This window comes from Acidovorax sp. GW821-FHT09A11, assembly GCF_059418365.1.
In genome coordinates, this window is sequence record NZ_JBWKPS010000004.1 from 346,554 (window position 1) to 369,642 (window position 23,089).

Below are 23,089 nucleotides of genomic sequence, written 5' to 3' on the forward strand. Positions count from 1 at the left end.
GGCCGGCGGGCTTTTTTGTTGGGGCCGCGCTTTTGGGCACATGGGCATCGCCCTGGTTCTTCTAGAGGGAGTCCGCCGCCCGGATCGTGAATAAAAGTGGCCCTGACGCTTGATATACAAGCGCAAGCCGCTATTAAATTTGATGAATTCAGGAAAAAATCGGGGGCCAGGGATGTTGTCGTTGTACGACATCCCGCGCCGGATCCGTCCAGGAGGCTGCTTTGATTTTTAAAATGGTAATCATTCTTACTTCCATTCTGAAAAATCATGGCAATCCAACATCGGCAGACGGCGGTCTGCATGGGCATCGCGCTGGCCTTCGGTTTGGCCCCTACCTGGGCGGTGGCACAGGGCGCGGCGGCCACGCTGTCCGAGGTGCGCGTCGACGCCAGCGCGGAGAAGGAGACGGCTACCGGCCCGGTGGTGGGCTACCGCGCGCGCAATGCAGCCACCGCCACCAAGACCGACACGCCGCTGTCGGAAACCCCGCAGTCCGTCACCGTGGTCACCCGCGACCAGCTGGTGGACCAGGGGGCCACCACGTTCCAGGAGGCGCTGCTGTACGCGGCGGGCGTGCGCAGCGACGCCTACGGCCTTGACAGCCGTTCCGACAGCGTGCGCGTGCGCGGCAGCTCGCCAGACACCTACCTCGACGGACTGCGCCAGAACTACAACTGGTACACCAGCAGCACCCCCGCCGAGCCCTACACGCTGGAGCGCCTCGAGGTGCTGCGCGGCCCTTCGGGCATGCTGTTCGGCGCAGGCACGGTGGCCGGCGTGGTCAACATGGTGAGCAAGCGCCCCCTGCAAGAGGCGCAGCGCGAGGTGGGCGTGCAGATCGGCAGCTGGAACCGCAAGCAGCTGCAGGCCGACCTGACCGGCCCGCTCACCCAGGACGGCGAATGGTCGTACCGCCTGGTGGCCGTGGCGCGCGATGCGGACACGCAGACCGATTACGTGCAGAACGACCGGCGCCTGATCGCGCCCTCGCTCGCCTGGCGGCCCAATGCCGCCACGTCGCTCACCCTGCAGGCCCATTGGCAGCAGGACCGCACGGGCAGCACGGCGCAGTTCCTGCCCTGGTCGGGCACGCTGCTGCCCAACCCCAATGGCATGCTGCCCATCAACCGCTTCATCGGCGAGCCCGGCGACTACTACGACAGCGACCGCGAATCCATCGGCTACCTGTTCGAGCACCGTTTCAACGATGCCTGGACGGTGCGCCAGAACCTGCGCCTGGCGCGCAACGAGAACCGCGGCGGCTACCACTACGCCGATTTCTTCACGGTCCCCGGCGGGTTCGGCTGGGACCCCGTGAGCCAGCGCCTGACGGGCCGCATCTACGGCAAGAACATCACGCGCACGCGCATGGCCGCGGTCGACACCCACCTGCAGGGCAACCTCACCACCGGCGCGCTGAGCCACCAGCTGCTGCTGGGCGTGGACTGGAACCGGCAGACCGAGAACAAGAACGAGGCGGACGATGCCTACAACACGCCCATCGACGCCTATGCGCCGGTGTACGGCCACCGCCTGAATCCCACGCTCATCGCCAGGCCCGAGAACGTGCAGCGCCAAAGCGGCCTGTATGTGCAGGACCAGATGAAGTGGGGCCCGTGGATCTTCATCGCCGGCCTGCGCCACGACCGCGCCGTGAACGGCCTGGCGGGCCAGCCGGATGACCGCACGAGCGACACCACCAAGCGCCTGGGCGTGATGTACCAGCTGGCCGGGGGCTGGACGCCCTACATCAGCTACGCAGAGTCCTTCAGCCCCGTGAGCGGCACCAACGCCTATGGCCAGCGCTTCAAGCCGCTGCAGGGCGAGCAGATCGAGGTGGGGGTGAAGTACGCGCCCGCGGGCAGCTTCACGCAATTCACGGCGGCGGTGTACGACCTCAAGGAAAAGAACCAGAAGGTGGCCGACCCGACCAACCCCGACAACTCGCTGCAGGTGGGCCAGACCCGCAACAAGGGCCTGGAGCTGGAGTACAAGGCCCGCGTGGCCACGGCCTTCGACCTGACGGCCCATTACAACTACACGGACGTCGATCCCCTGCTGGAAGGGCTTCCCCGCCACCAGGCCGCCGTGTGGGGCGTGTACCGCTTTTCCATCGGCGGTGTGCGCGGCTTCTCGGCGGGCGCGGGCTACCGCTGGCTGTCGTCGTTCCGCGACGGCACCGGCCCCGAGGTTCCGTCCGCCGGGGTGGTCGATGCCCTGCTGGCCTACGACACCCAGGACTGGCGCTATGCCCTCAACATCAGCAACCTCGCCGACAAGAAGTACATGAGCACCTGCCTGTCGCGCGGTGACTGCTGGTGGGCCACGCGCCGCAACGTGGTGCTGAGCGCGACATATAGGTTTTAACCCCCCTGAGCCGCTTCGCGTCTTCCCCGAGGGGGACGCCGCCCATGCGGCGGGGCGGCCCTTGCACGGCGGCACTGGCACGGGACAGTGCCCATGCGAAGGCCGGGCCCTTTGCTCTGGGCTGGCGCTGCGCAGTGAATCGCGATACAAATGTCGAAAGAGCGGCCCGCGCCACGATGTGCTTCACGTGGTCCAAGTAAAAAACCCCGCAGGTCTTGCGACCTGTGGGGTTTTTTGTGGGCTACCGGGCAGAACCTGGGCTCCACCCGGAGCGGCCGGCCATTACATGCCCATGCCGCCCATGCCACCCATGCCGCCCATGTCGGGCATGCCGCCGCCAGCACCGGCCTCGTCCTTGGGTGCTTCGGCAACCATGGCTTCGGTCGTCAGCAGCAGCGATGCCACGGAGGCAGCGTTCTGCAGGGCCGTGCGGGTGACCTTCGTGGGGTCCAGGATGCCCAGCTCGAGCATGTCGCCGTACGTGTCGTTCGAAGCGTTGAAGCCGTAGTTGCCCTTGCCGGCCAACACAGCGTTCACCACCACCGAGGCTTCGCCGCCGGCGTTGTTCACGATTTCGCGCAGGGGCGCTTCGATGGCCTTGAGCACCAGCTTGATACCGGCTTCCTGGTCAGCGTTGTCACCCTTGATCGAGTCACCCACGGCTTGCTTGGCACGCAGCAGGGCCACGCCACCACCGGCCACAACGCCTTCTTCCACAGCTGCGCGCGTTGCGTGCAGCGCGTCTTCCACGCGGGCCTTCTTTTCCTTCATTTCGACTTCGGTGGCAGCGCCGACCTTGATCACGGCCACGCCGCCAGCCAGCTTGGCCACGCGTTCTTGCAGCTTTTCGCGGTCGTAGTCGGACGTGGCTTCCTCGATCTGCACGCGCACTTGCTTGACGCGGGCTTCGATGTCACCCGCAGCGCCAGCGCCGTCGATGATGATCGTGTTTTCCTTGCCCACTTCGATGCGCTTGGCCTGGCCCAGGTCGGCCAGGGTCACCTTTTCGAGGGTCAGGCCCACTTCTTCAGCGATGACCTTGCCGCCCGTCAGGATGGCGATGTCTTCCAGCATGGCCTTGCGGCGGTCGCCAAAGCCTGGAGCCTTGACGGCCACGACCTTCAGGATGCCGCGGATGGTGTTGACCACCAGCGTCGCCAGGGCTTCGCCTTCGACTTCTTCGGCAATGATCAGCAGCGGACGGCCGGCCTTGGCGACTTGCTCCAGCGTGGGCAGCAGGTCGCGGATGTTGCTGATCTTCTTGTCGAACAGCAGCACGAAGGGGTTGTCCAGAATCGCGGATTGCTTTTCTGGGTTGTTGATGAAGTAGGGCGACAGGTAGCCGCGGTCGAATTGCATGCCTTCCACGACGTCCAGTTCGGAGTCGAGGGACTTGCCGTCTTCCACGGTGATCACGCCTTCCTTGCCGACCTTGTCCATGGCGTCAGCGATCAGCTTGCCGATGGTTTCGTCGGAATTGGCGGAGATCGAGCCCACCTGGGCGATTTCCTTGGAGGTGGTCGTGGGCTTGGAAGCCTTCTTCAGCTCGGCGACCAGGGCCGTCACGGCCTTGTCGATACCGCGCTTGAGGTCCATCGGGTTGATGCCGGCGGCCACGTACTTGAAGCCTTCGCGCACGATGGCCTGGGCCAGCACGGTGGCGGTGGTGGTGCCGTCACCAGCGTTGTCGCTGGTCTTGGAGGCCACTTCCTTCACGAGCTGGGCGCCCATGTTCTGCAGCTTGTCCTTGAGTTCGATTTCCTTGGCCACGGACACACCGTCCTTGGTCACGGTAGGGGCGCCGAACGAGCGCTCCAGCACCACATTGCGGCCCTTGGGGCCCAGGGTCACCTTGACCGCATTGGCCAGGATGTTCACGCCTTCAACCATGCGTGCGCGGGCTTCGCCGCCGAAAACTACGTCTTTTGCTGCCATGTTTGGCTCCTACAAGATTTGAATCAAAAATGCTTCTAGCGCTTATTGGTAAAGCGCTAGCAGCTATGAAAAAGTGAGTAAACCGAAGGAGAAAGGATTACTTCTCGACGACTGCGAACAGGTCGTCTTCCTTCATGACCAGCAGTTCGTCGCCCTTGACCTTGACGGTCTGGCCCGAGTACTTGCCGAACAGAACGCGGTCGCCGACCTTCACGTTCAGGGCGATCAGTTCGCCCTTGTCGTTCTTCTTGCCGGGGCCAACGGCCAGCACTTCACCTTGATCGGGCTTTTCAGCGGCGTTGTCAGGGATCACGATGCCGGAGGCGGTCGTGGTTTCGCTTTCGATACGCTTGACGATCACGCGATCGTGCAGAGGGCGAAGGTTCATTGCATTGCTCCTGTTTTCAGTGAAAAAAAGCTGACTTACCAGCACCCGGGGGTCCAGGCGCTGCGAAATTTCCGGCAGGCGGTGCGGTGTTAGCACTCGTCTGTGGTGAGTGCTAATGATACGGGCATTTGTGGCGGTTTCAAGACGCCGCGCACATTTCGGCTGTCTGTTACTGCGGATGTTGCGGAACGTGCGGAACGCCACTCTACTTTCGTTGTTCCGCCATTCAACTTTAGATTTCGGCACCCGCGACCGTGAACCTGAGGAGCACCTCGCATGAACGCCATTTAGCTGAGCACCAGCCACAGAGGTTTGAACTGGAAGTGAGCAATAACGCACTTTGCCATTGACCACTGCGGTCGTACTTCAAGGTCAGCTACAGGCTGTACCAAGTCATTCGCGTCGACAACCTGAGCGACGGCTTCGTATTGAGCGGTCAATCGACGGGCAGCCGCACCGACGGCCACTGCTCCGCCGAGACCGGGCGTTCGATCGTTGCCGACGGGGATACCGGTGCGAGTGACCGGTTTGGTGTGTGACCGGCGCGTGTCGACCCAGAGGAACCATGCGCCGTCGTGAACCGAAGGTTGTCCTCTGTCTTTTCCTTGGTTGCCTTCCCGTGGCTTCCACCTCGTTGACTGCCCCCCCGGGTTCGTGACGACTGCGATCGTGCACATGACGGGGCGCCGCGCCCATATTATGGTGAGCTGTGTGATGTCATCAGTTCTGAGGACAGACAACGGCCCGGCGCGATGGCAGCATCGCGCGCACCACTCGCCTGTGCGCAGGCGCATGGCTGAAGAACTATCAAAACAATAGCTGCTTGCGCTGAATGGATAAGCGCCGGAGGTCAAAACATGCCAAGAAACCTGCTGTCCGCGCGCCACCGTGCCGCCTTGTGTCTGGCCTGGCTGCTGGGGGGCTGGCTGCTGCTCCAGGCGGGCGCTGCGCAGGCGCAGGCTGTGGGCTGGGCCAGCGGTGCCAGCCTGGCTGCCGCGCGCAGCGACCACAGCACCACCGTACTGCCCAATGGCAAGGTGCTGGTGGCCGGTGGGCAAGTGGCAGGCAACGCGCGCACCGCCAGCGCCGAACTGTACGACCCTGCCACCGGCGCCTGGGCGGCCACGGGCGCCATGGCTGCGGCGCGCCAAGGCCACACCGCCACGTTGCTGCCCAGCGGCAAGGTGCTGGTGGCGGGGGGCATGGATGGCGCTGTCCTGGCCAGTGCCGAGCTGTATGACCCCGCCACTGGCACCTGGGCCGCCGCTGGCGCCCTGGGCCATGCCCGCCGCGAAGCCACCGCCACGCTGTTGGCCAATGGCAAGGTACTCGTGGCGGGGGGATGGCCCCCCGGCCCAGCCACCAGCCCGGCGGAGCTCTTCGACCCCGCCGCGAACGGCGGCTTGGGCGCCTGGTCCGACACCGGCGCCCTGGCCCAGCCGCGTTTTGAACATACGGCCACCTTGCTGCCCGATGGCAAGGTGCTCGTCGCAGGGGGCACGGCCAATGGCAGCGCCGCTTTGAATAGCGCCGAACTCTACGACCCCGCCCTGGGCACCTGGACCACCGTCGGCAATACGCTGGCCACCGCGCGCTATGACCACACAGCCACCTTGCTGCCCAGCGGCCAGGTCCTTGTGGTGGGCGGAGCCGACAGCCTGGCCCTGGCCCTGGCCCAGGCCGAGCTGTACGACCCCGGTGCCGGCACCTGGACCGCCGTCAGCCCGCTGACCACGGGGCGCTTCAGCCACACGGCCAGCCTGCTGCCCGACGGCACGGTGCTGGTCGCGGCAGGCTCCAACTTGATCCATGGGCTGCTCGGCAGCGCCGAGTTGTTCAACCCCGGCACCAACAGCTGGACTGCGGCCCCCGCGCTGGCCAGCCCGCGCCTCTACCACACGGCCACGGTGCTGCCCGATGGCACGGTGCTCGCCGTGGCTGGCGCCGGCGCCGGCCCGCTTCTGGCCAGCACGGAGGTCTACACCCCCGCCAGCGGCGCGTGGAGCGCGGCGGGCAGCATGGGCATGGGGGGCAGCGTCACGCGGGCCTCGCTGCTGCCGTCAGGCAAGGTGTTGGCGATTACCAGTTTGTCGACCTCCGCACGGCTGTATGACCCCGTGGGCAACAGCTGGAGCCCTGCCGCCAACCACCTCACCAGCCGCGAAATGCCCACCCTGACCTTGCTGGCGTCCGGCCAGTTGCTGGTGGCCAGCGGCACAGGTGCCAGCGCCGAGCGCTACGACGAGAACACCAACACCTGGACGGCCACCGGCCCCATGAACGCCGCACACAGAGGCGGGGGCGCCGCGCTGCTGGCGTCGGGCAAGGTACTGGTGGTCGGCGGGGCCAACGGGACAGGCCCATCCAGCAACACCGTGGAGCTCTACGACCCCGCGACCGACACCTGGGCATTGCGCGCGCCGATGCTCTCGGTCCGGCACTACTTTGGCAGCAGCGTGATGCTGCCCGATGGGCGCGTGCTGGTGGCGGGCGGGTTCACCAACGGTGGCCGCACCGCCCTCGCGGAGATCTACGACCCCCAATCAGACACCTGGACCGCCACGGGCGCGCTGGCCATCCCGCGCAGCGACCACACCACGACCCTGCTGCCCTCGGGCAAGGTGCTGGTGGCGGGCGGCGCCACCGGCCCCTTCAACAGCCCCACCGCCGAGCTGACCGCCGAGCTGTACGACCCGGCGACCGGCACCTGGTCGCCCGCGGGTACGCTGGCCTCAGGTACCGGCGGCAGCGATCCAACGGCCATGCTCCTACCCGGCGGCCAGGTGCTGTTGGTTGGGGGCTACCTCAGCGGGGCACGAAGCGGCAGCCAGCTGTACGACCCCGCTGCCAACACCTGGGCCAGCACGCCACCGCTGATCACGGGCCGTGCGCAGCACGCCAGCGTGCTGTTGCCTTCGGGCCACGTGCTGGCCGCGGGCGGCATTGGTTCCGGTGGCAATTTGGCCAGTGCCGAACGCTATGACCCCGCTGGAGGCACCGTGCCAGCGGCCCGCGTGCCCCAGCTTGCCAGCGGCCCGGCCCGCCTCGTGGACGGTACCGCCTTCACCCTGGGCGGCTTGCGCCTGCACGGCGACAGCGAGGCCAGCGGCGGTGGCACGGGCGCATCGCCCACGCCGCTGCCGCTGGTGCAGCTGCGGCGGCTGGACAACGGCGCCACGCGCTGGCTCACGCCCACGGCATCGTCGGCCACCACGGTGGACGTGGCCGCGCCGGGCGTGTTGCCGCGTGGCCGCTACGCGCTGCGCGTGTTCGTCAACGGCATGGTGTCCGACGCGTTGCCGACAAGCACCCATGCCACGCCCGCGCTGGCCCTGGCCGCCAGCGCCAACCCCAGCCCCGTAGGTGCCAGCGTCACCTTCACCGCCACGCTGTCCGGGGCGGACAGCCCCACGGGCACGGTGGCGTTCAGCGCAGGCGGCGTGCCGCTGTGCGCGGCCGCGCCCCTCGTCGGCGGCGCGGCCGTCTGCGCCGTGAACACCCTGCCCATGGGCACGCAGGCCATCACCGCCAGCTACGGCGGCGACGCCAACAACATGGGCGCCCTGGCGGGCATCACGCACACCGTGAGCCCGGTCAGCCTGCCGCTGCCCGGCGGCGGCATGGGGCAGCAGGTGGTGGTGGGCATCAGCGGCGGCCCGGTGGGCTGCGTGGTGGGCAGCCTCGCGTTGAGCGCTGCCACCGCAGGCGACAACCTGCCCGCCAACGCCACGGCCCCGCTGGGCGTGCTGCGCTTTGCCGCCACGGGCTGCGCGGGCGCCACGCTGACGGTGCAGATGGACTACCCCGCAGGCAGCCTGGCGGGCCTGCAGCCCCACAAGTTCGGCCCCGCCAGCGTGGGCGCCCCGGCGTCCACGTGGTTCCCTCACGGTAGCGTGGCGGGTAACCGGCTGACCTTCACCGTGACGGACAACGGCGTGGGCGACGGCGACACCACCACGCCGGGCGCGATCACCGACCCGCACGCGATGCTGCTGTTTGCCGCGCCACCCGTAGTGGGTGCGCAGGCCATCCCCACGCTGTCGGAGTGGGGCGTGCTGCTGCTGTCGGCGCTGCTGGGCGCCCTGGGCTGGCGTGGGCGGCGGCGCCTGGGGGTTTGAATGAAACTGGCCTCCAGCGCTTTTCCAATAAGCGCAAACAGCTATTGATTCAATAGCATTCCGCTTTTCTCGGCCTCCAGCAGGCGCGTGAGCAGCGGGTGCATCAACTTGCGCGCGCCGTAGATCAGGTGGAACTGCTCCTGCGCGTCGGGGGTGGTGCCCACCTGCACCAGCCCATGGGTCTTTTGCAGGTGCGCGCCCACCGACACGGGGGCCGGCATCACGCCCATGCGCCGGTTCCTACGTTTGCTTCGCCCTGGCCATCGGAAGGCGCCACCAGATGGATTGGCGATGGCAGAAAACCCCCGTCACTACAGGGAGGTCCAACTGCGCAGCTTGCCGGGGTTGAGCAAGCCCTGCGGATCGAAGCGGCGCTTCGTGCCCACCACGGCAGGATCCAGGTTGTTCTGCTTGCCGTCCTCCACGATGTACACATGCGGGTTGTTGATCTGCACGCCGTGGTCGCGGTAGATCTGCATGATCTGGTTCAGGCGCTCTTCGGTGCTGTAGCGGATGAGCTGCAGCCCGCTGCAGTTGAAGGCGCCCTCCTTGGTGCGCAGGAACTCCAGGTGCATCATCACCTCGCCGCCGAGGGCCTTTTCCAGCGCCTTCACCTGCTCCAGCCGGGTGGCGGGGTTGAAGCCGCTCTGGATGTAGGTGAGCGTCTTGTCCACCTTCAGCGCATGCAGGGTGGTGTGGTTCCAGGTGTATTCGAGCAGGGTCTTGTGGCTCTTTTCCACCTCGTCGGCGGTCTTGCGGTAGCTGACGGTGCCGCTGTACCGGGTGGCCATGTCGCGCATGCCGTCTTCGGAATGCGGGGCCACCAGCAGCATCACCGCGTGGCAGCCTGTGGGCAGGTGCTCGGCCAGGCTGGTGAAGTAGGCCGGGATGGGCGCGGCCAGAAAGCACACCTCCTTTTTCTCCAGCCCCGGTGCGGCGCCAAAGCGGTCGGCGAATTCCAGCGCGGCCTCGAAGTCGGTGAAGGTGACGATGCACTCCGTCCACGCCACGGCGGGGGTCAGCGCCACCTCCAGCTCCAGCACGATGCCGTTGGTGCCGTAGGTGTGGTGCAGCAGCATGGCTTCGGGGCCGCGCAGCTCGATGACCTGGGGCTCGGGCTCCACCGTCATGGCGCGCACGGCCAGCACGTTGCCCGGCGCGGCCAGCGGCCCGTGGTTGATGGAGCCAGCGCCGCCAAAGCCGCCGCCGAACAGCCCGCCCAGCGTGGCGCTGCGGTAGGTGGAGGGCAGCCAGCGCAGCTCCTGCCCCAGGGGCTTGGCCTGCGCGTCGAAGTCCGACAGGCGGATGCCCGCCTGCGCCCGGCCCACGGCGCCGCGCACCCAGCCAAAGCCGTTGTAGCCCGACAGGTCCAGGATCACCCCGCCATGCAGCGGGGTGCTTTGTCCGTAGTTGCCGGTGCCGCTGCCGCGCACGGTGAGGGGGATCTGCGCGCGCGCACAGGCCGCCACCACCTGGCGGATCTCATCCTCGGTGCGCGGGCGCACGGCCACGTCGCCGCGCTTGCCGGCCAGGTCGCGCTTGAGCACGGGGCTGAACCAGGCGAAGTCCTGCGACAGTCGGCCCACGCGCAGCGGGTCGGCAATCCAGTCCAGGCCGGGCAGTTGTTCGGGCAGTTGGGGGGCGGTTACGGTGGTCATATGTGTCTCTCCTGTCGGTGCGGCGGGTGGTGGCGGGCAAAGCGCGGCCCTACCACGCGTGCGCGGTGTCAAAAAGTGGATGCGGTTCGGTTGGGGGGTAGGGTCAGTCGTGCGAGTTCTCGCTGGCGTGCCAACTGCCCAGGGCCAGCCGGGTACCCCAGGCCATCAGGGCGAACAAGGCGACACCGGTCAACGAGATCAGCAGCAGCGCGGCGAACATGCGCGGTATGTTGAGCTGAAAGCCCGCCTGCAGGATCTGGTAGGCCAGGCCCGCGCCCTGGCCGCCCGTGCCCGCCACGAACTCGGCCACCACGGCGCCGATCAGCGCCAGCCCGCTCGATATGCGCAGCCCGCCGAAGAAGTAGGGCAGCGCGCTCGGTATGCGCAGGCGTAGCAGGGTCTGCATGCGCGTGGCGCGGTTGAGCTGGAAGTAGCTTTGCAGGTCCGGCTCCACGCTGCGCAGGCCCAGCGTGGTGTTGCTGATGATGGGGAACAGCGCCACCAGCGCGGCGCAGATCACCATCGACGCGGTCGGGTCCTTCACCCAGATGATGATGAGCGGCGCCACCGCCACGATGGGCGTGACCTGCAGCAGCACGGCGTACGGGAACAGCGCCGTCTCGATGCGCTTGCTCTGCACGAACAGAAACGAGATCAGCACCCCGGCCACCGTGGCCACGGCAAAGGCCAGCACGGTGATCTTGACGGTGACCCAGAGCGATCCGCCCAGGGCCGCCCAGTCGGTGAACAGCGTCTTGAGCATGAGCAGGGGCGAGGGCACCAGGTAGGGCGGCAGCTCCATGGCCGTGACCAGGCCCTGCCATAGCGCAATGAGCACCAGGCCCACCAGCACGGGGTAGACCACGCGCTGCACGCGGGGCTGGGCTATCAGCGGCACGCGCGGTGCTGGCGGCTTGGGGGCTGAGGCAGCGCGCACGGGTGTGCTGCGTTCAGCCGCTGAGGGCGCGGCGATGGGCGCTGCAGGGTAGGGGGTGCTCATGCTGCGGTCTCCTCGGTGTCGGCGCTGGCGCGCAGCAGGCTGTCCTGCAGCTGCTTGGCATAGCGGCTGAATTCGGGCGAGACCATGAAGTCCGCCGTGCGCGGGTAGGGCGCGGCTATGCGGAACTCCTCCACCACGCGGCCGGGGCGCGCGGCCATCATCACCACGCGGCTCGACAGGAACACCGCCTCGTGGATCGAGTGGGTCACGAAGATCACCGTGAGCTTCTTCTTGCGCCACAGGTCCAGCAGGTCCGCATCGAGCTTGTGGCGCGTGATTTCGTCCAGCGCACCGAAGGGCTCGTCCATCAGCAACAGATCAGGCTGGGTCACAAGGCCGCGCGCGATGGACACGCGCATCTGCATGCCGCCCGACAGGGCGCGCGGCAGCGCGTTGGCAAACTTCGACAGGCCCACCAGGGCCAGGGCCTCGGTCACACGGCCATCGGCCTCCTGGCGCGGCACGCCGGCCAGGTCCAGCGGCAGGCGCACATTGGTCTGCACGCTGGCCCAGGGCATGAGCGTGGGCGACTGGAATACGAAGGCCATCTTCTTGCCGCTTTCGTCGAGCTGGGCCACGGGCTTGTGCCACAGCTGCAGCCGGCCGTCGGTGGGCTCCAGCAGGCCGGCCACCATCTTCAGCAAGGTGCTCTTGCCGCAGCCCGAGGGGCCGAGCAGGGTGACGAACTCGCCTTCCTCGATGGTCAGGTCCACCGGCAGCAAGGCCTGCGTGCCGTTGGGGTAGGTCTTCTCGGCCGACAGCACCTGCACGGCAGGGGTGCTGCGCGGCGCGGGCGCCAGGGTGGGGGAATCAGCGGGGGCGGTGGGGGTCATGGTGCGCGCCTTTCGATGGATGCGCCCCGCCGCAAGCAGCGGGGCGCTGTTTCAGGGCAGTAATGGCGATCCGAGGGTCAGGGCATGACCTTCAGGTCTTTGGTGAAGGAGGTCGTGTAGGTATCGGCCAGCTTCACCTTGGCCGGATCGATCAGCTTGGCCTCCACCAGGAAGTCGTAGCTCGCCTTGGCGCGCGCATCGGTCATCACGCCGATGCCCATGCTCGCCGCATCGCCACCCGTCACCATGCCCATCTCCTTGAGCTTGGCCACGCTGTAGGCCAACTGCTCATCGGTCATGTTCGGGTTGTCCTTCTTGATCAGGGCATTGGCCGGGGCCGGGTCGGCCAGGTAGCTCTTCCAGCCTTCCATGGTGGCCTTCACGAAGGAGGCGACGGCGGTGCCGCGCTCCTTGACTGTCTTGTCCATGCAGCTCACCGTGGTGGCATAGGCGGGGTAGCCCTGGTCGCTGAACATCAGGGTGTTGGCCTTCACTCCGGCCTTGGCGATGGCGAAGGGCTCGGACGTCAGGTAGCCCTGCTGGGCAGTGTTCTTGTCGGCCACGAAGGGCTGGATGTTGAACGTGTAGGGCCGCGTCTGCGCATCGTTGAAGCCGTACTTGGCCTTCAGCCAGGGCCAGTAGCCGCGCTGGGCCGACGATGCGATGAGGATGGTCTTGCCCTTCAGGTCCTCGAACTTCTTCACGTCGTCGTGCGCGATGAGCACCTGCGGGTCCTTCTGGAAGACGGCCGCCACCGTGGTCACCGGCACGCCGCCCTCGCGCATCTGGATCATCTGCAGGTCGCTAGATCCCATCACGCACTCGGCCTGGCCGGCCGCCATCATCTGCACGATGTTGACCTGCGGGCCACCCATCTTGATGGTCACGTCCAGCCCGTACTTCTTGTACAGGCCCGTGGCCACAGCCTGGTAGAAGCCGCCGTGCTCGGCCTGCGCGTACCAGTTGGTCATGTAGGTGAACTTTTCCTGCGCGTGGGCCTGCATGGTGCCGGCGGCACCCACAGCGAGCAGCGCGGCTGCACCAAGTTTGGAAAGGCGGGAGGCGGTCTTCTTCATCATGGCAGTGCTCCGGTAGGTGGTGGAGGGGGAACAGGGACGAAAAGGGGGGATGGATGCGGCTGCGTTCGCAGGTTTCAAGCCAGGGCGGTGGAGCTCTCCACATGGCCCGTGTGATTGGCGCGGCCCCAGGTGGCTTCGGCGCGCGGGGCCCAGCGCAGCTGGTACAGCTCGGTGATGGCGGCGGCCCAGCTCACGGCCAGCGAATCGAGGATGGCGTGGCCCTGCTCGGCCGTGGCGGGCAGCGGGTCGCCGATGATGCCGCTGGGCCCGAAGTCGCGCGCGCTCCAGGCGCAGGCGGGGCGACCGTCGGGCGACAGCAGGGGCGACTCGAACACGGGCGGGTAGTTCACCACCGCGCGCTCCATGTGCACGGTGTCGGGCGCCAGGGCCAGCATCAGCGCCGTCTCGGCATGGCCGGCGTGCATGGCCAGCTTCTTTTCCTGCTCCGACAGGTACTTGCCCGCCACATGCGGCACACGCCAGGTGAAGCTGGGCACCACGATGAAGTCGCCATGGCGCAGGCGCAGCTCGCGTGCGCACATCTCCATCACCTGGGGCTGGCCGCCGTGGCCGTTGACGAACAGCAGCTTGCGAAAGCCCGCGCGGTAGACCGACTCGCCCACCTCATTCATGGTGGCCAGCAGCGTCTCTCCGCTGAGCGTGACGGTGCCCGGAAAGTGCAGGTGCTCCTCCGACTTGCCGTAGGTGATGGGCGCCATGGCAAAGGCCGGCACCTCGGCCGGCAGGCGCGCCATAGCATGGCCGACCACGCCCGCGCTGATCACCGTGTCCACCGCGCAGGGCAGGTGTGGGCCGTGCTGTTCAGTGGCGCCCGTGGGCAGCACGATCACGGTGTTCTCCTTGTCCGGCAGGTCGGCGATCTCGGTCCAGCTCAGGTAGGGCAGGTAGCGGTGGGGCGGGGTGTAGCCGTGCAGCATGGGGCGGGTCTTTCGTGGATGGAGGGATGTGCGGGAGGTCAGCGCAGCGGCAGATAAGCCGTGGCTTCCACCTCGATGAGGATGTCGGCGGTGGGCAGCATGCCGGTGACCTCCACCACGGTGGAGGCCGGCGGCTCGCCCGGGAAGAACAGCTTGCGCACGCGGCTGTACTGGGGGAAGTGGTCCAGGTGCTTGAAGTACTGCACCAGCTTGAACACGTCGGACATCTGGCCGCCCGCGGCCTCGATGGTCTGGCGGATGCGGTCGAGCACATACCAGCTCTGCGCCAGGATGGGCCCCTCCTTGATGTCGCTGCTGAACTCGCCCGTGCGGCCGATCAGCGTGGCCGCCTCGTCGGGGATGTCGGCATAGCCGCGCACGATGCGGCTGGCCGCAGGGTCCACGGCGATGATCCCGGAAAGGAACACCAGGTCGCCCGCGCGCCGCCAGACGGCATAGCGGGCCAGGGGTTGGGCAATGCCTGAGGGGATGGTGGACGCGGTTGTCATGCAAGGCTCCGTGCGGGAATGGCGGTGGGAGAAGACGGGGCGGGCGCAGCACCTGCCACGTGCCACGCCGCGCTGGCATGGCCGCTGGTGACACGGCCCTGGCGCAGCACCACGCGCTGCTGCGTGCGCGACGGAAAGCCCCAGCCATCGGCCTGCTGGAAGACGATCAGGTCGGCCGGCATGCCGGGCTGCAAGGGCAGGGCATCGGGCCCGCGGCGCAGCCAGTCGCTGCGGCACAGCGCCTCGGACCAGCGGTCGAACGGCGCGTCGAGCTGCGCCGCCAGCACGCCGGTGGCCAGGGCCTCCAGCGGGTCCAGGCTGCCCACGGGGCAGAAGGGGTCCTGGATGTTGTCGCTGGCCACCAGCACCGGGATGCCGCGCGCACGCGCCTCCTTGACGAGGGTGATGCCGCGCTGGCGTGGTGTGCGGCCCGTGGTGGCGTCCTGCAGCAGCAGGTTGGTGATGGGCAGGGTGACCAGGGTGATGGGGCAGCGCGCCACGGCGTCGAGCGTGGCCAAGGCGGTGGCCTCGTCCTGTGCGGCCAGCGCGCAGGTGTGGCCGCAGACCACGTGGCCCTCGAAGCGCAGCTCCTGCAGCAGCGCGGCCGTGCTGGCCAGGCCCTGGGCGCCGGGGTGCAGTTCCTCGTCCACATGCAGGTCCACGTTCAGGCCATGGTGCTGCGCGGCCTCGAACAGGTGGCGCAGGGCCTGTCGGTCCCAGTTGGTGGAATGCACGAAGCCCCCCAGCAGCGCGCCCGGGCCGCTGTCGGCCACGGTGGCGGCCAGGCGCATGGCGGTGGCGCGCTCGGTGTACAGGTGCAGGGGGACCAGGGCCACGCGCTCCAGCAGCAGGCGGCCCGTCCATTCGTGGGCCAGCGCGCGCAGCACATTCCAGGCGAGGGGCTGGGCATCGGGCTCCCACCAGTCGCAGTGCGTGCGCAGGTGCACCGTGCCGGCCTCGTAGGCCCACTGCAGTGCGCGGCTGGCGCGGGTGCGGATGTCGGCCTCGGTCCAGCCCTGGCGGTCCACCATCATGGCCTCGATGGCGCCCAGCAGGCCGGGCTTGACGGTGCCCATGCGCGGCAGGGTGAAGGCCTTGTCCAGGTGGGTGTGCGCGTCCACCAGGCCGGGCAGCACCAGGGCGCCGGCCAGGTCCCAGGTGGCGCCTGCCGGCGTGGACTGCGCGGTGCTGTGCGGTGCGATGGATACGATGCGGCCCTGCACCAGGTGCACATCGGCCAGCGCGGGCAGGCTGCCCTGAGTAGGCCACTGGTGCGGCAGCAGCCAGCGCGGCAGCCGCGCGCGCAGCAGCTGGTCGGGGGTGTTGGATGCGTGCATGCGGTGCTGCCTTTATGCGAAGCGCGCCATGGCCTGGCCCACGCGCGCCTTGAAGGCCGCCAGCCGCTGCGGCGTGGCCACATTCATGTGGTAGTAGGCGTGGTAGTCCACGCGCGCCTTGCCACCGGTCAGCAGGCGCATGTAGCGCGTGACGGACTTGCGCGGCGGGTCGCCCATGAGCAGGGCCGTCCAGCGCGGGCGGCCATAGGTGACCACGGCCGAGATGCGCTTGATGTGCGTGAGCGAGGGCTTGACGTTCTGCGGGTCGCTGATGTCGAAGGCCACGCCGGGCATCAGCACGCGGTCGAAAAACCCCTTGAGCATGGCCGGCATGCCGAAGCACCAGGTGGGAAAGCAGAACACCACCGCCTCGGCCCACAGCAGCCGGTCCACATAGCCCTGCACCGGCAGGCGGTTGCTCGGCACCCCGTGGTAGCCCAGGCGTTCCTCGCGGCTGAGCACGGGGTTGAAGCCCTCGGCATACAGGTCGCAGTCGTCCACCTCGTGGCCGGCCGCACGCAGGTTGCGCACCACCTCGGCATGCAGGGCCGCGTTGTAGCTGGTCTCCACCGGGTGGCAATAGATCACGAGGATGCGCATGGCGGGGGCTCCTTCTTCAAAGGTCGAGCGTGAGCGTGGGGCCGTGGCTGCGCGCGCAGCACACGGCTACATGGGTGGCCTGCTCCTCAGGGCTCAGGCAGCTGTCGCGGTGGTCGGGCGCGCCTGCCAGCCAGCGCGTGGCACAGGTGCCGCACACGCCCTGTTCGCACAGCGTGTCGATGGCGATGCCGGCGAGCTGCAGCACATCGGCCATGCTTTCGCCAGGCTGCACGGGCAGCCGCATCTGGCTGCGCGCAAGCACCAGTTCAAAGGAAGCCGGTTCCGTGGCGGGCAGGGGCGCTGCCGTGGCTGGGTTTTGCATGTTTGACCACTTGATTTGATCGATTGGTCAAACTATTGCAAATGCTGTGCCAGCAGGGCTTTCGGGCCGTGGCCTGCCTTGCCCTGGGTCAAAGCGCTGTATGGGCGCTGCTGCTACGCCCGCAAGAGTGCAGGCCTGTTCACTCTGGTGCGAAATCGGGTGCCAGGCCGCAGCCCAGCAGCACGAAATTGGTGAGCTCGCGCACGATGGGTTCGCGGTCGATGGTCTCTTCGGGCGCCAGGCCCAGCATGATGTGCACCTGCACGCCGTAGTCGGCGTAGTGCTGCGTCATGCCCCAGATCTGCATCAGCAGCAGGCGCGCGTCCAGCGGGCGCATGCGGCCCTCGGCGATCCAGCGGTCGATCAGGTCCACCTTCTGCTGGGTGGACTTCACGGCCACGGGCCAGTACCGGCCCAGGTTGCGCCCGCCGCCCAGCACCTCGGTGGTGAAGATGCGCGACAGCCCCGGATTGTCCAGTGCGTAGTCGAGCTTCTTGCGCACATAGGTGCTCAGCACCTTCTTGGGGTCGTCGCTCTCGCTGTCGAACTGGAAGGCCCCCGACCAGCCGTTGAGCACCGAGTACAGCAGCTCCTCGTACAGCTCTTCCTTGCTGGCGATGTAGTAGTGCAGCTGCGGCTTGGTCAGGCCCGCGCGCTCGGCGATGGCCTTGGTGGATGCGCCCTTGAAGCCGTGGCGGCTGAACTCGGCGATGGCCGCCTCGCGGATCGCGCCCAGGATGCGCTCGCGCCCCTGCTTGGAGCGGCTGAGCAGTGCACCGGAGACATTGCTGCTGCCATCGGCTTCGGGTTCGGTCATGGACGGGGCTTTGGGCGGCATGGTGGGCGATTGTCGCTGGTTGCTCAGAGCTTCCAGAAGCCCACGTGCGAGGCACTCGCTTCCGCGATGAGGGCCGGGCCTATACATTCGATGGCGTGTGGCGATGCCGCAAACACGTCGCGGCACGAGAGTTCGGCATCGCGCTGCTCGGCGCGTTCGCCGCGGAACCCGCGCAGGCGCACCGCGTCGATGCCGAACACCACGCGGCCGATGCCCGACCAGAAGATGGCGCCCGCGCACATCACGCAGGGCTCGGCCGACGAGTACAGCGTGGCCTGGGCCAGCGCATCGCGCCCCACGCGCGGGCTGAGCTGGCGCACGGCATTGGTCTCGGCATGGCCGGTGCAGTCGCCGGTTTCAGTGGTATTGCAGTAGGCCTCGGCCAGCAGCCTGCCATCGGCGCCGATCGCCACCGCGCCAAAGGGCCGGTTGCCGCGGGCACGGGCCTTGTCGGCCAGGACGATGGCCTGGCGCAGGTACCTGCCGTCGCGCTCGTCGATGGTGGCCTCCTGCGGCAGCAGTGCGGCGGGTGCTGCGCTGCCGTTCATGCCACCACCTTGCGGTCGGCCAGGGCCGGCAAAAAGGCCGGGTTGAACACGCGCTCGGGCGCGGGCTTGCGCGCCAGGTTGAACACGGCCGCCACCTCCTCGATCTGGTGCGCCAGCACGGCGCCCTGCACGCCACCCAGGCCCACGGCCTGCGATTCGGCCGTCTGCAGGTATTGGCGCGTGATGGCCCAGCGCTCGCGCTCCACGTCCATGTTCAGAATGGCCTCGCGCGCCTTGATGGCGGCAAACGTGGCCTCGGGGTTGGCCAGCGTCTCACGCAGGGCGCGGTTGCTCGCGCGCAGGAACGCCTTGGCCACCTCGGGCTTCTCCTGCAGCAGCTTGCCGGCCAGCACGGCATTGCCATACAGGTTCAGGCCCGCCTTGTTGTATTCGAGCACCGACAGGTCCTTGGGCGGCACGCGTGCGAACAGCGACACGGCCGAGTCGTGGAAGTAGGTGGCGGCATCGACATCGCCGCGCACCACCACGTTGTCGCGCGCGCTGAAGTCGGTGGTCACCCAGTCGAACAGCTCGGGCTTGGTCTTGAGTGCGCGGGCCACCATGGGCCAGCTGCGGCGCGTGGCTTCCACGGCGGCCGCCGCCACCTTCTTGCCCTTGAGCGACTGGAAATCGGTGGTGATGCCGCGGTCCTTGCGGCCGATGATGACGAAGGGCGCGCGGTTGTAGTACTGGTAGATGGCCTGCACCGGCGTGTCGGCGTTCTGCGCGTGGAACTCGGCCAGCGAACTGATGTCGCCCAGGCCGATGTCGTAGGCACCGCTGGCCACGCGTGTGATCGATGCCACGGAGCCCGAGCCCACGTCGATGGTCACGTCCAGGCCCTCGTCCTTGAAGTAGCCCTTGGCCTGCGCCAGGAAGAAGGGCGAGGTCTGGCTCGTCACCCGAAAGTCCAGCGTGAACTTGAGCGGGGTGAGTGATGCGCCCTGCGCATGCACCACGGCAGGGGCACCCAGCGTGGCGGCGATGGAAGGGGCGAGGGTGGTCAAGAGAAAGCGGCGGCGTTGCATCAACATGGTGGTGGCCCAGGTTCGGTGGAATGCCCTGTACCCACAGGCGTGTGCCGCCGCGGGACCGGGTCGAACTGAGCAATTTCCGGGCGCTACCACCCGCAAGGGATGGCAGCGCTGAACGCTTCTACTCGGCAGGAGCTGATGCAGAAAGCGTGCCCGGTGTCGCGAAAGCGCTGCGCCGCGCTGAGCGCCAAGCACGTTTTGCCCAGATCTTGCCTTGGCGCAAGCCGCTGCGGGGCCCCCTGTGCGATGGAGCTGGCAAGCGCTGGGCACGCATTTGCGGTGCGCAGGCTTGGTGCGCCGCTGCCCTGGTTTGGTGAGTGCCCGGGCCTTGGGCCGCATGGCGCGGTGCGGCTTTCCTATGGAGTGCGCGACGGCATTGCTGGCCTGCTGTTTGCTAGCATCCGGGGTAAGAGTAGAAGCGTTCAGTCCAGCCCATCCGCATTGCGTGGACCGGCCGGCGGGTCATTGCTCTTGAAGCCGGTGGCGGCTTGCGTGCGGTGCGTGGTGCCTGTTGAAGGCCCGCGCAGCCTGCGGGCCGCTGCCATTGTCCCCTTCAAGAGCCACATGGCGCCGTGCCGCATCTTCACTCCTTGCTGCGGCCTGCCGTGTGCCTTGTTGCCATTGACGACTCAACGAGGAAATCACGCCATGCGCAGCACTGCCGCAAACCCCACCACATCCCCCGTCTACGAACCGACCGTCGCTCCCGACGTGCTGGGCGAGCTCGAAAAAGAATCGCGCATGGGCGGCGCGATGGACAGCGAGACCTCCACGCGCGAAGTGCGCTGCATCGACATCTCCGACTTCGACAACCGCAAAGAGGAAATCGCCGAGCAGCTGTGGAGCGCGTCGGTCGACATCGGCTTCTTCCAGGTGACGAACCACGGCATCCCCATCGAGGACATCCGCGCCGCCTTTGCAAGGGCACAGGCCTTCTTCGACCAGCCCCAGGCCACCAAGGCCCAGTGGCCCCTGTCGCGCAACTCCGGCTGGGAGCACAAGGCGCAGATCCGCCCCTCCACGCGTACGCCGGACCAGAAGGAGTCCTACCAGGTCACGCGCCCACGCATGGCGGGCCTCTGGCCCACCGAGGCCGAACTGCCCGGCTTCCAGGCCGCCACGCTGGCATTCGAGCGCCAGTGCTGGGAAGTGGGCATGCGCCTGCTCTCGTGCTTTGCCTACAAGCTGGGCTTTGATGCGGACTTCTTCACCCGCGCCCACGACCCCGACCTGCCCACCTACCAGAGCACGCTGCGCATGCTGCACTACTTTGCGGTGGATCCGGCGCTCAAGGACGAACTGGGCCTGTGGCGTGCCGGCGCCCACACCGATTTTGACTGCCTCACCCTGCTGTTCCAGCGCCCCGGCCAGGGCGGCCTGCAGGTGCTGCCCGGCAAGGAGGCCGAGGGCCGCCAGTGGACCAGCGTGGAGCCAGCCGAGGGCGTGATCACCTGCAACATCGGTGACATGCTCACGCGCTGGAGCGACGACCAACTGCCCAGCAACTTCCACCGGGTGCGCAACCCTCTGCCGCACGAGTACCAGGGCGCGCGCTACAGCCTGGCTTTCTTCTGCCAAGCCAATGAGGACGCGCTCATTGAAGGCCCGGCGAAGAAGTACCCGCCCATCACGGGCGCGGAATACCTGCGCCAGCGCATCAGCGCGAACTTCTCGAATAGGTACTGACCACAACGCCGTGGGCTGTGTTGAATCGTCGCGGGGCCTCAAACGCGTCTCGGAAAATTTGATCCAAATACCTTGCTCCGCTTGCTGGATTGCCTGGTCTTGGACCAACGCCGTCAGCGTATGGAAATCACTTCCGCTTCGTATACATCAATCTGCGGAGCCTCCTCACACAAGCTTGCCATCGAGTGTGCGAAATCGCGCGAGGCTTCTACTCGGAAATGGGCCTGCAACGCGGCCAAGTCGCTCCAGCGCTCAATGAACACAAAGCGCAACGGCTGCTGCACGTCGCGGCTCACCTCGTGGGACACGCATCCCGCCTCCATCCGGGAGCGCAGGACATGTTCCAGGGCCAGCCGCTCAACGGTGTCCTCCGTGTCCTTGCGTGCGATCACATGGCCGGTAACGATGATCATGGTGTGCCTTCCTGTCGTCGGTGGTTGAAATGATGATGCCGCGCTAGCGCGCGCTGGCGCCGCCGTCGATAGGGATGATGGCACCGGTCATGTAGCTCGAGGCGGGTGACGCCAGCAGCAACGCGAGCCCCTGGATCTCGCGCGGCTGGGCGATACGGCCAAGCGGGATGTAGGTGCGCATGCGTTCGGCGCTTTCCGGCAGGCGCAGGCGTCCTCCGTTGATGCCGGTGGCAAATGGGCCGGGGGCGATGGCGTTCACCAGGATGTTGAAGGGCGCCAGCTCGATGGCCGCCTGGCGCACGATGTTGTTCACCGCAGCCTTGGAGGCCACGTAGGCATATCCGGAGTGCGCCTCCGCCCGCAGCCCCGCGATGGACGAGGTCACGATGATTCGCCCCTGGCCCCGGGGCTTCATGTGGCGGGTGGCCGCGCGCAACGTGGCCAGCACGCCGCTCAGGTTCACCTGGAGCACCCGCTCCCACGAAGCCGGGTCCACGTTCTCCAGGCGCCCAGGCTCCACCAGGAATCCGCGCCCGGCGCTCATGCCCGCGTTGGCGAACACGCAATCGATGGGCCCCTCTGCCGCCACTGCGTCGATGTTGCGGTCCACATCGGTGCCATCGCTCACGTCGATCACCCGCTGCTGCACCTTTGCGTGCGTCTTGCGCAGGCGGTGCACCTCGGCGTCCAATGCCTGGGCGTCGCTATCGGACAGCACGACTTCCGCGCCCGCGTCCAGCAGGGCTTCTGCGATGGCCAGCCCGAGGCCACTGGCGGCACCGGTCACGAGCGCACGTTGGCCGGTCAGATCGAACAAGGAAGGCAACAAGGCCATGGCGGCTCTGCTGTGCATCAACGCTCCACCTGCAGGGGAATGAGGTGGTCCCAGCGCTCGGCAGCCTCGATCATGTAGTGCACGCTCAAGGTGACGCGTTGAAAGAACCACTGCCCATCCAGATGGATGTACTCGTCGTCAAAGCGGCCCACCACGTAGTAGCTCTTGCCGTCCCGCACGGGCCGACCGTCCAGGTAGCTGGACCCCGTGCCCCGGTCGCCCTGCACCTGCACGACATGGCTATGGATGAACTGCCGGGCCGATTGGACCGGAAACGCAGCGAAGAACGCACGGATGTTGTCCCGGCCCCGCACCTCGGGACGCCCGCCGTAGGCCACGTAGGCATCGGGGGCAAACAATTCGTAGAGGCGGTTCCCCGCATCCTCATTCACCATTTCGTGGTATCGGGCGCGCAGCGCGCGGATGGCTTCAATGCTCTCCATGCGTTCAACGCGTTCCGTGAGCGCTCGGACAAGGTCCTGCGAGGCTGAAAGGTCGGCTGGTGGGTGGACTGCGGTCACTGAAGACTCTCCTGGTGAATGTGGTGGAAATCGCCCATGATCTTTTGGCTGCGGTCCCTCACGGACGCACCCGTGTGGGCATGGGGAATGACGTAGAAGCGGCGCGCATGAATCGCCTCGACCGCGGCGC

General features: G+C 67.4%; 20 protein-coding genes and 1 pseudogene. 3 read left to right on the forward strand and 18 right to left on the reverse strand.

Translation table 11 applies throughout. The features are described from left to right. Nucleotides 1–267: 267 nt before the first annotated feature. The gene (locus tag AC07PV_RS12680; RefSeq protein ID WP_494630410.1) at nucleotides 268–2,367 is read left to right on the forward strand and encodes a TonB-dependent siderophore receptor; all 2,100 of its coding nucleotides are present in this window, start codon (nucleotides 268–270) and stop codon (nucleotides 2,365–2,367) included. 282 nt (nucleotides 2,368–2,649) lie between these two features. Here the strand turns inward: AC07PV_RS12680 and groL are convergent, their stop codons facing one another. Next, nucleotides 2,650–4,302: a chaperonin GroEL gene (gene groL, locus AC07PV_RS12685; protein ID WP_010462232.1), complete on the reverse strand. Its 1,653-nt coding sequence runs from the start codon at nucleotides 4,300–4,302 to the stop codon at nucleotides 2,650–2,652. A 97-nt stretch (nucleotides 4,303–4,399) separates the two neighbouring features. Continuing rightward, complete coding sequence (locus tag AC07PV_RS12690) at nucleotides 4,400–4,690, reverse strand: co-chaperone GroES (RefSeq protein WP_005799501.1); 291 nt, start codon at nucleotides 4,688–4,690, stop codon at nucleotides 4,400–4,402. 857 nt (nucleotides 4,691–5,547) lie between these two features. On the opposite strand from AC07PV_RS12690, the gene AC07PV_RS12695 reads away from it, so the two are divergent. Further along, the gene (locus tag AC07PV_RS12695; RefSeq protein WP_494630412.1) at nucleotides 5,548–8,808 is read left to right on the forward strand and encodes an IPTL-CTERM sorting domain-containing protein; all 3,261 of its coding nucleotides are present in this window, start codon (nucleotides 5,548–5,550) and stop codon (nucleotides 8,806–8,808) included. 41 nt (nucleotides 8,809–8,849) lie between these two features. On the opposite strand, the pseudogene AC07PV_RS12700 reads toward AC07PV_RS12695, so the two are convergent. From AC07PV_RS12700 to AC07PV_RS12760, 13 genes and pseudogenes are all read right to left on the reverse strand, one after another. Next, nucleotides 8,850–9,038 (reverse strand): annotated as a pseudogene (locus AC07PV_RS12700) (LysR family transcriptional regulator); the annotation flags it as partial. Nucleotides 9,039–9,119: 81 nt separating this feature from the next. Then, nucleotides 9,120–10,466, reverse strand: a complete 1,347-nt coding sequence (locus AC07PV_RS12705; protein ID WP_494630414.1) for an FAD-binding oxidoreductase — start codon at nucleotides 10,464–10,466, stop codon at nucleotides 9,120–9,122. Between the two features lie 103 nt (nucleotides 10,467–10,569). Then, nucleotides 10,570–11,466 carry an ABC transporter permease gene (locus tag AC07PV_RS12710; RefSeq protein WP_494630416.1) on the reverse strand — a complete coding sequence of 299 codons (897 nt, stop codon included), beginning with the start codon at nucleotides 11,464–11,466 and terminating at the stop codon, nucleotides 10,570–10,572. Next, complete coding sequence (locus AC07PV_RS12715; protein WP_494630417.1) at nucleotides 11,463–12,299, reverse strand: ABC transporter ATP-binding protein; 837 nt, start codon at nucleotides 12,297–12,299, stop codon at nucleotides 11,463–11,465. The genes AC07PV_RS12710 and AC07PV_RS12715 overlap by 4 nt, the downstream gene beginning before the upstream one ends. A 77-nt stretch (nucleotides 12,300–12,376) precedes the next feature. After that, complete coding sequence (locus tag AC07PV_RS12720) at nucleotides 12,377–13,375, reverse strand: ABC transporter substrate-binding protein (RefSeq protein WP_492255357.1); 999 nt, start codon at nucleotides 13,373–13,375, stop codon at nucleotides 12,377–12,379. 77 nt (nucleotides 13,376–13,452) lie between these two features. Next, a complete protein-coding gene (locus AC07PV_RS12725) occupies nucleotides 13,453–14,316 on the reverse strand; it encodes a creatininase family protein (protein ID WP_494630419.1) in 864 nt (287 codons plus the stop codon). A gap of 38 nt (nucleotides 14,317–14,354) precedes the next feature. After that, a complete protein-coding gene (locus tag AC07PV_RS12730) occupies nucleotides 14,355–14,825 on the reverse strand; it encodes a RidA family protein (RefSeq protein WP_494630421.1) in 471 nt (156 codons plus the stop codon). After that, on the reverse strand, nucleotides 14,822–16,162 hold the full coding sequence (locus tag AC07PV_RS12735; protein WP_494630422.1) for an amidohydrolase family protein: 1,341 nt from the start codon (nucleotides 16,160–16,162) through the stop codon (nucleotides 14,822–14,824). The genes AC07PV_RS12730 and AC07PV_RS12735 overlap by 4 nt, the downstream gene beginning before the upstream one ends. Nucleotides 16,163–16,174: 12 nt before the next feature. Next, nucleotides 16,175–16,762, reverse strand: coding sequence for an NAD(P)H-dependent oxidoreductase (locus AC07PV_RS12740; protein WP_494630424.1), 588 nt, complete (start codon nucleotides 16,760–16,762; stop codon nucleotides 16,175–16,177). A 16-nt stretch (nucleotides 16,763–16,778) separates the two neighbouring features. After that, a complete protein-coding gene (locus AC07PV_RS12745) occupies nucleotides 16,779–17,084 on the reverse strand; it encodes a 2Fe-2S iron-sulfur cluster-binding protein (RefSeq protein ID WP_494630425.1) in 306 nt (101 codons plus the stop codon). A 139-nt stretch (nucleotides 17,085–17,223) separates the two neighbouring features. Then, nucleotides 17,224–17,901, reverse strand: coding sequence for a TetR family transcriptional regulator C-terminal domain-containing protein (locus tag AC07PV_RS12750; RefSeq protein ID WP_218340394.1), 678 nt, complete (start codon nucleotides 17,899–17,901; stop codon nucleotides 17,224–17,226). A 44-nt stretch (nucleotides 17,902–17,945) separates the two neighbouring features. Beyond that, nucleotides 17,946–18,470, reverse strand: a complete 525-nt coding sequence (locus tag AC07PV_RS12755) for a nucleoside deaminase (RefSeq protein ID WP_218340393.1) — start codon at nucleotides 18,468–18,470, stop codon at nucleotides 17,946–17,948. Further along, entirely contained in the window at nucleotides 18,467–19,498 is a 1,032-nt protein-coding gene (locus AC07PV_RS12760) for an ABC transporter substrate-binding protein (RefSeq protein ID WP_494630552.1), read from the reverse strand. The genes AC07PV_RS12755 and AC07PV_RS12760 overlap by 4 nt, the downstream gene beginning before the upstream one ends. Nucleotides 19,499–20,245: 747 nt before the next feature. On the opposite strand from AC07PV_RS12760, the gene AC07PV_RS12765 reads away from it, so the two are divergent. Beyond that, entirely contained in the window at nucleotides 20,246–21,190 is a 945-nt protein-coding gene (locus AC07PV_RS12765; protein ID WP_494630553.1) for an isopenicillin N synthase family dioxygenase, read from the forward strand. 113 nt (nucleotides 21,191–21,303) lie between these two features. Here AC07PV_RS12765 and AC07PV_RS12770 read toward each other — a convergent pair whose 3' ends face one another. Genes AC07PV_RS12770 through AC07PV_RS12780 form a run of 3 tightly spaced genes read right to left on the reverse strand, consistent with a single transcriptional unit; the run spans nucleotide 21,304 to nucleotide 22,959 of the window. After that, entirely contained in the window at nucleotides 21,304–21,603 is a 300-nt protein-coding gene (locus tag AC07PV_RS12770) for a putative quinol monooxygenase (RefSeq protein ID WP_218340392.1), read from the reverse strand. Nucleotides 21,604–21,646: 43 nt separating this feature from the next. After that, a complete protein-coding gene (locus AC07PV_RS12775; protein WP_494630426.1) occupies nucleotides 21,647–22,438 on the reverse strand; it encodes an SDR family NAD(P)-dependent oxidoreductase in 792 nt (263 codons plus the stop codon). A 17-nt stretch (nucleotides 22,439–22,455) separates the two neighbouring features. After that, nucleotides 22,456–22,959 carry a nuclear transport factor 2 family protein gene (locus AC07PV_RS12780; protein WP_369641589.1) on the reverse strand — a complete coding sequence of 168 codons (504 nt, stop codon included), beginning with the start codon at nucleotides 22,957–22,959 and terminating at the stop codon, nucleotides 22,456–22,458. Nucleotides 22,960–23,089 lie beyond the last annotated feature (130 nt).

Coding starts and splice junctions, on each gene's coding strand:
- AC07PV_RS12680 (WP_494630410.1), top strand. CDS start 268: ATGGCAATCCAACATCGGCAGACGGCGGTCTGCATGGGCATCGCGCTG.
- groL (WP_010462232.1), bottom strand. CDS start 4,302: ATGGCAGCAAAAGACGTAGTTTTCGGCGGCGAAGCCCGCGCACGCATG.
- AC07PV_RS12690 (WP_005799501.1), bottom strand. CDS start 4,690: ATGAACCTTCGCCCTCTGCACGATCGCGTGATCGTCAAGCGTATCGAA.
- AC07PV_RS12695 (WP_494630412.1), top strand. CDS start 5,548: ATGCCAAGAAACCTGCTGTCCGCGCGCCACCGTGCCGCCTTGTGTCTG.
- AC07PV_RS12705 (WP_494630414.1), bottom strand. CDS start 10,466: ATGACCACCGTAACCGCCCCCCAACTGCCCGAACAACTGCCCGGCCTG.
- AC07PV_RS12710 (WP_494630416.1), bottom strand. CDS start 11,466: ATGAGCACCCCCTACCCTGCAGCGCCCATCGCCGCGCCCTCAGCGGCT.
- AC07PV_RS12715 (WP_494630417.1), bottom strand. CDS start 12,299: ATGACCCCCACCGCCCCCGCTGATTCCCCCACCCTGGCGCCCGCGCCG.
- AC07PV_RS12720 (WP_492255357.1), bottom strand. CDS start 13,375: ATGAAGAAGACCGCCTCCCGCCTTTCCAAACTTGGTGCAGCCGCGCTG.
- AC07PV_RS12725 (WP_494630419.1), bottom strand. CDS start 14,316: ATGCTGCACGGCTACACCCCGCCCCACCGCTACCTGCCCTACCTGAGC.
- AC07PV_RS12730 (WP_494630421.1), bottom strand. CDS start 14,825: ATGACAACCGCGTCCACCATCCCCTCAGGCATTGCCCAACCCCTGGCC.
- AC07PV_RS12735 (WP_494630422.1), bottom strand. CDS start 16,162: ATGCACGCATCCAACACCCCCGACCAGCTGCTGCGCGCGCGGCTGCCG.
- AC07PV_RS12740 (WP_494630424.1), bottom strand. CDS start 16,762: ATGCGCATCCTCGTGATCTATTGCCACCCGGTGGAGACCAGCTACAAC.
- AC07PV_RS12745 (WP_494630425.1), bottom strand. CDS start 17,084: ATGCAAAACCCAGCCACGGCAGCGCCCCTGCCCGCCACGGAACCGGCT.
- AC07PV_RS12750 (WP_218340394.1), bottom strand. CDS start 17,901: ATGACCGAACCCGAAGCCGATGGCAGCAGCAATGTCTCCGGTGCACTG.
- AC07PV_RS12755 (WP_218340393.1), bottom strand. CDS start 18,470: ATGAACGGCAGCGCAGCACCCGCCGCACTGCTGCCGCAGGAGGCCACC.
- AC07PV_RS12760 (WP_494630552.1), bottom strand. CDS start 19,498: ATGCAACGCCGCCGCTTTCTCTTGACCACCCTCGCCCCTTCCATCGCC.
- AC07PV_RS12765 (WP_494630553.1), top strand. CDS start 20,246: ATGGGCGGCGCGATGGACAGCGAGACCTCCACGCGCGAAGTGCGCTGC.
- AC07PV_RS12770 (WP_218340392.1), bottom strand. CDS start 21,603: ATGATCATCGTTACCGGCCATGTGATCGCACGCAAGGACACGGAGGAC.
- AC07PV_RS12775 (WP_494630426.1), bottom strand. CDS start 22,438: ATGGCCTTGTTGCCTTCCTTGTTCGATCTGACCGGCCAACGTGCGCTC.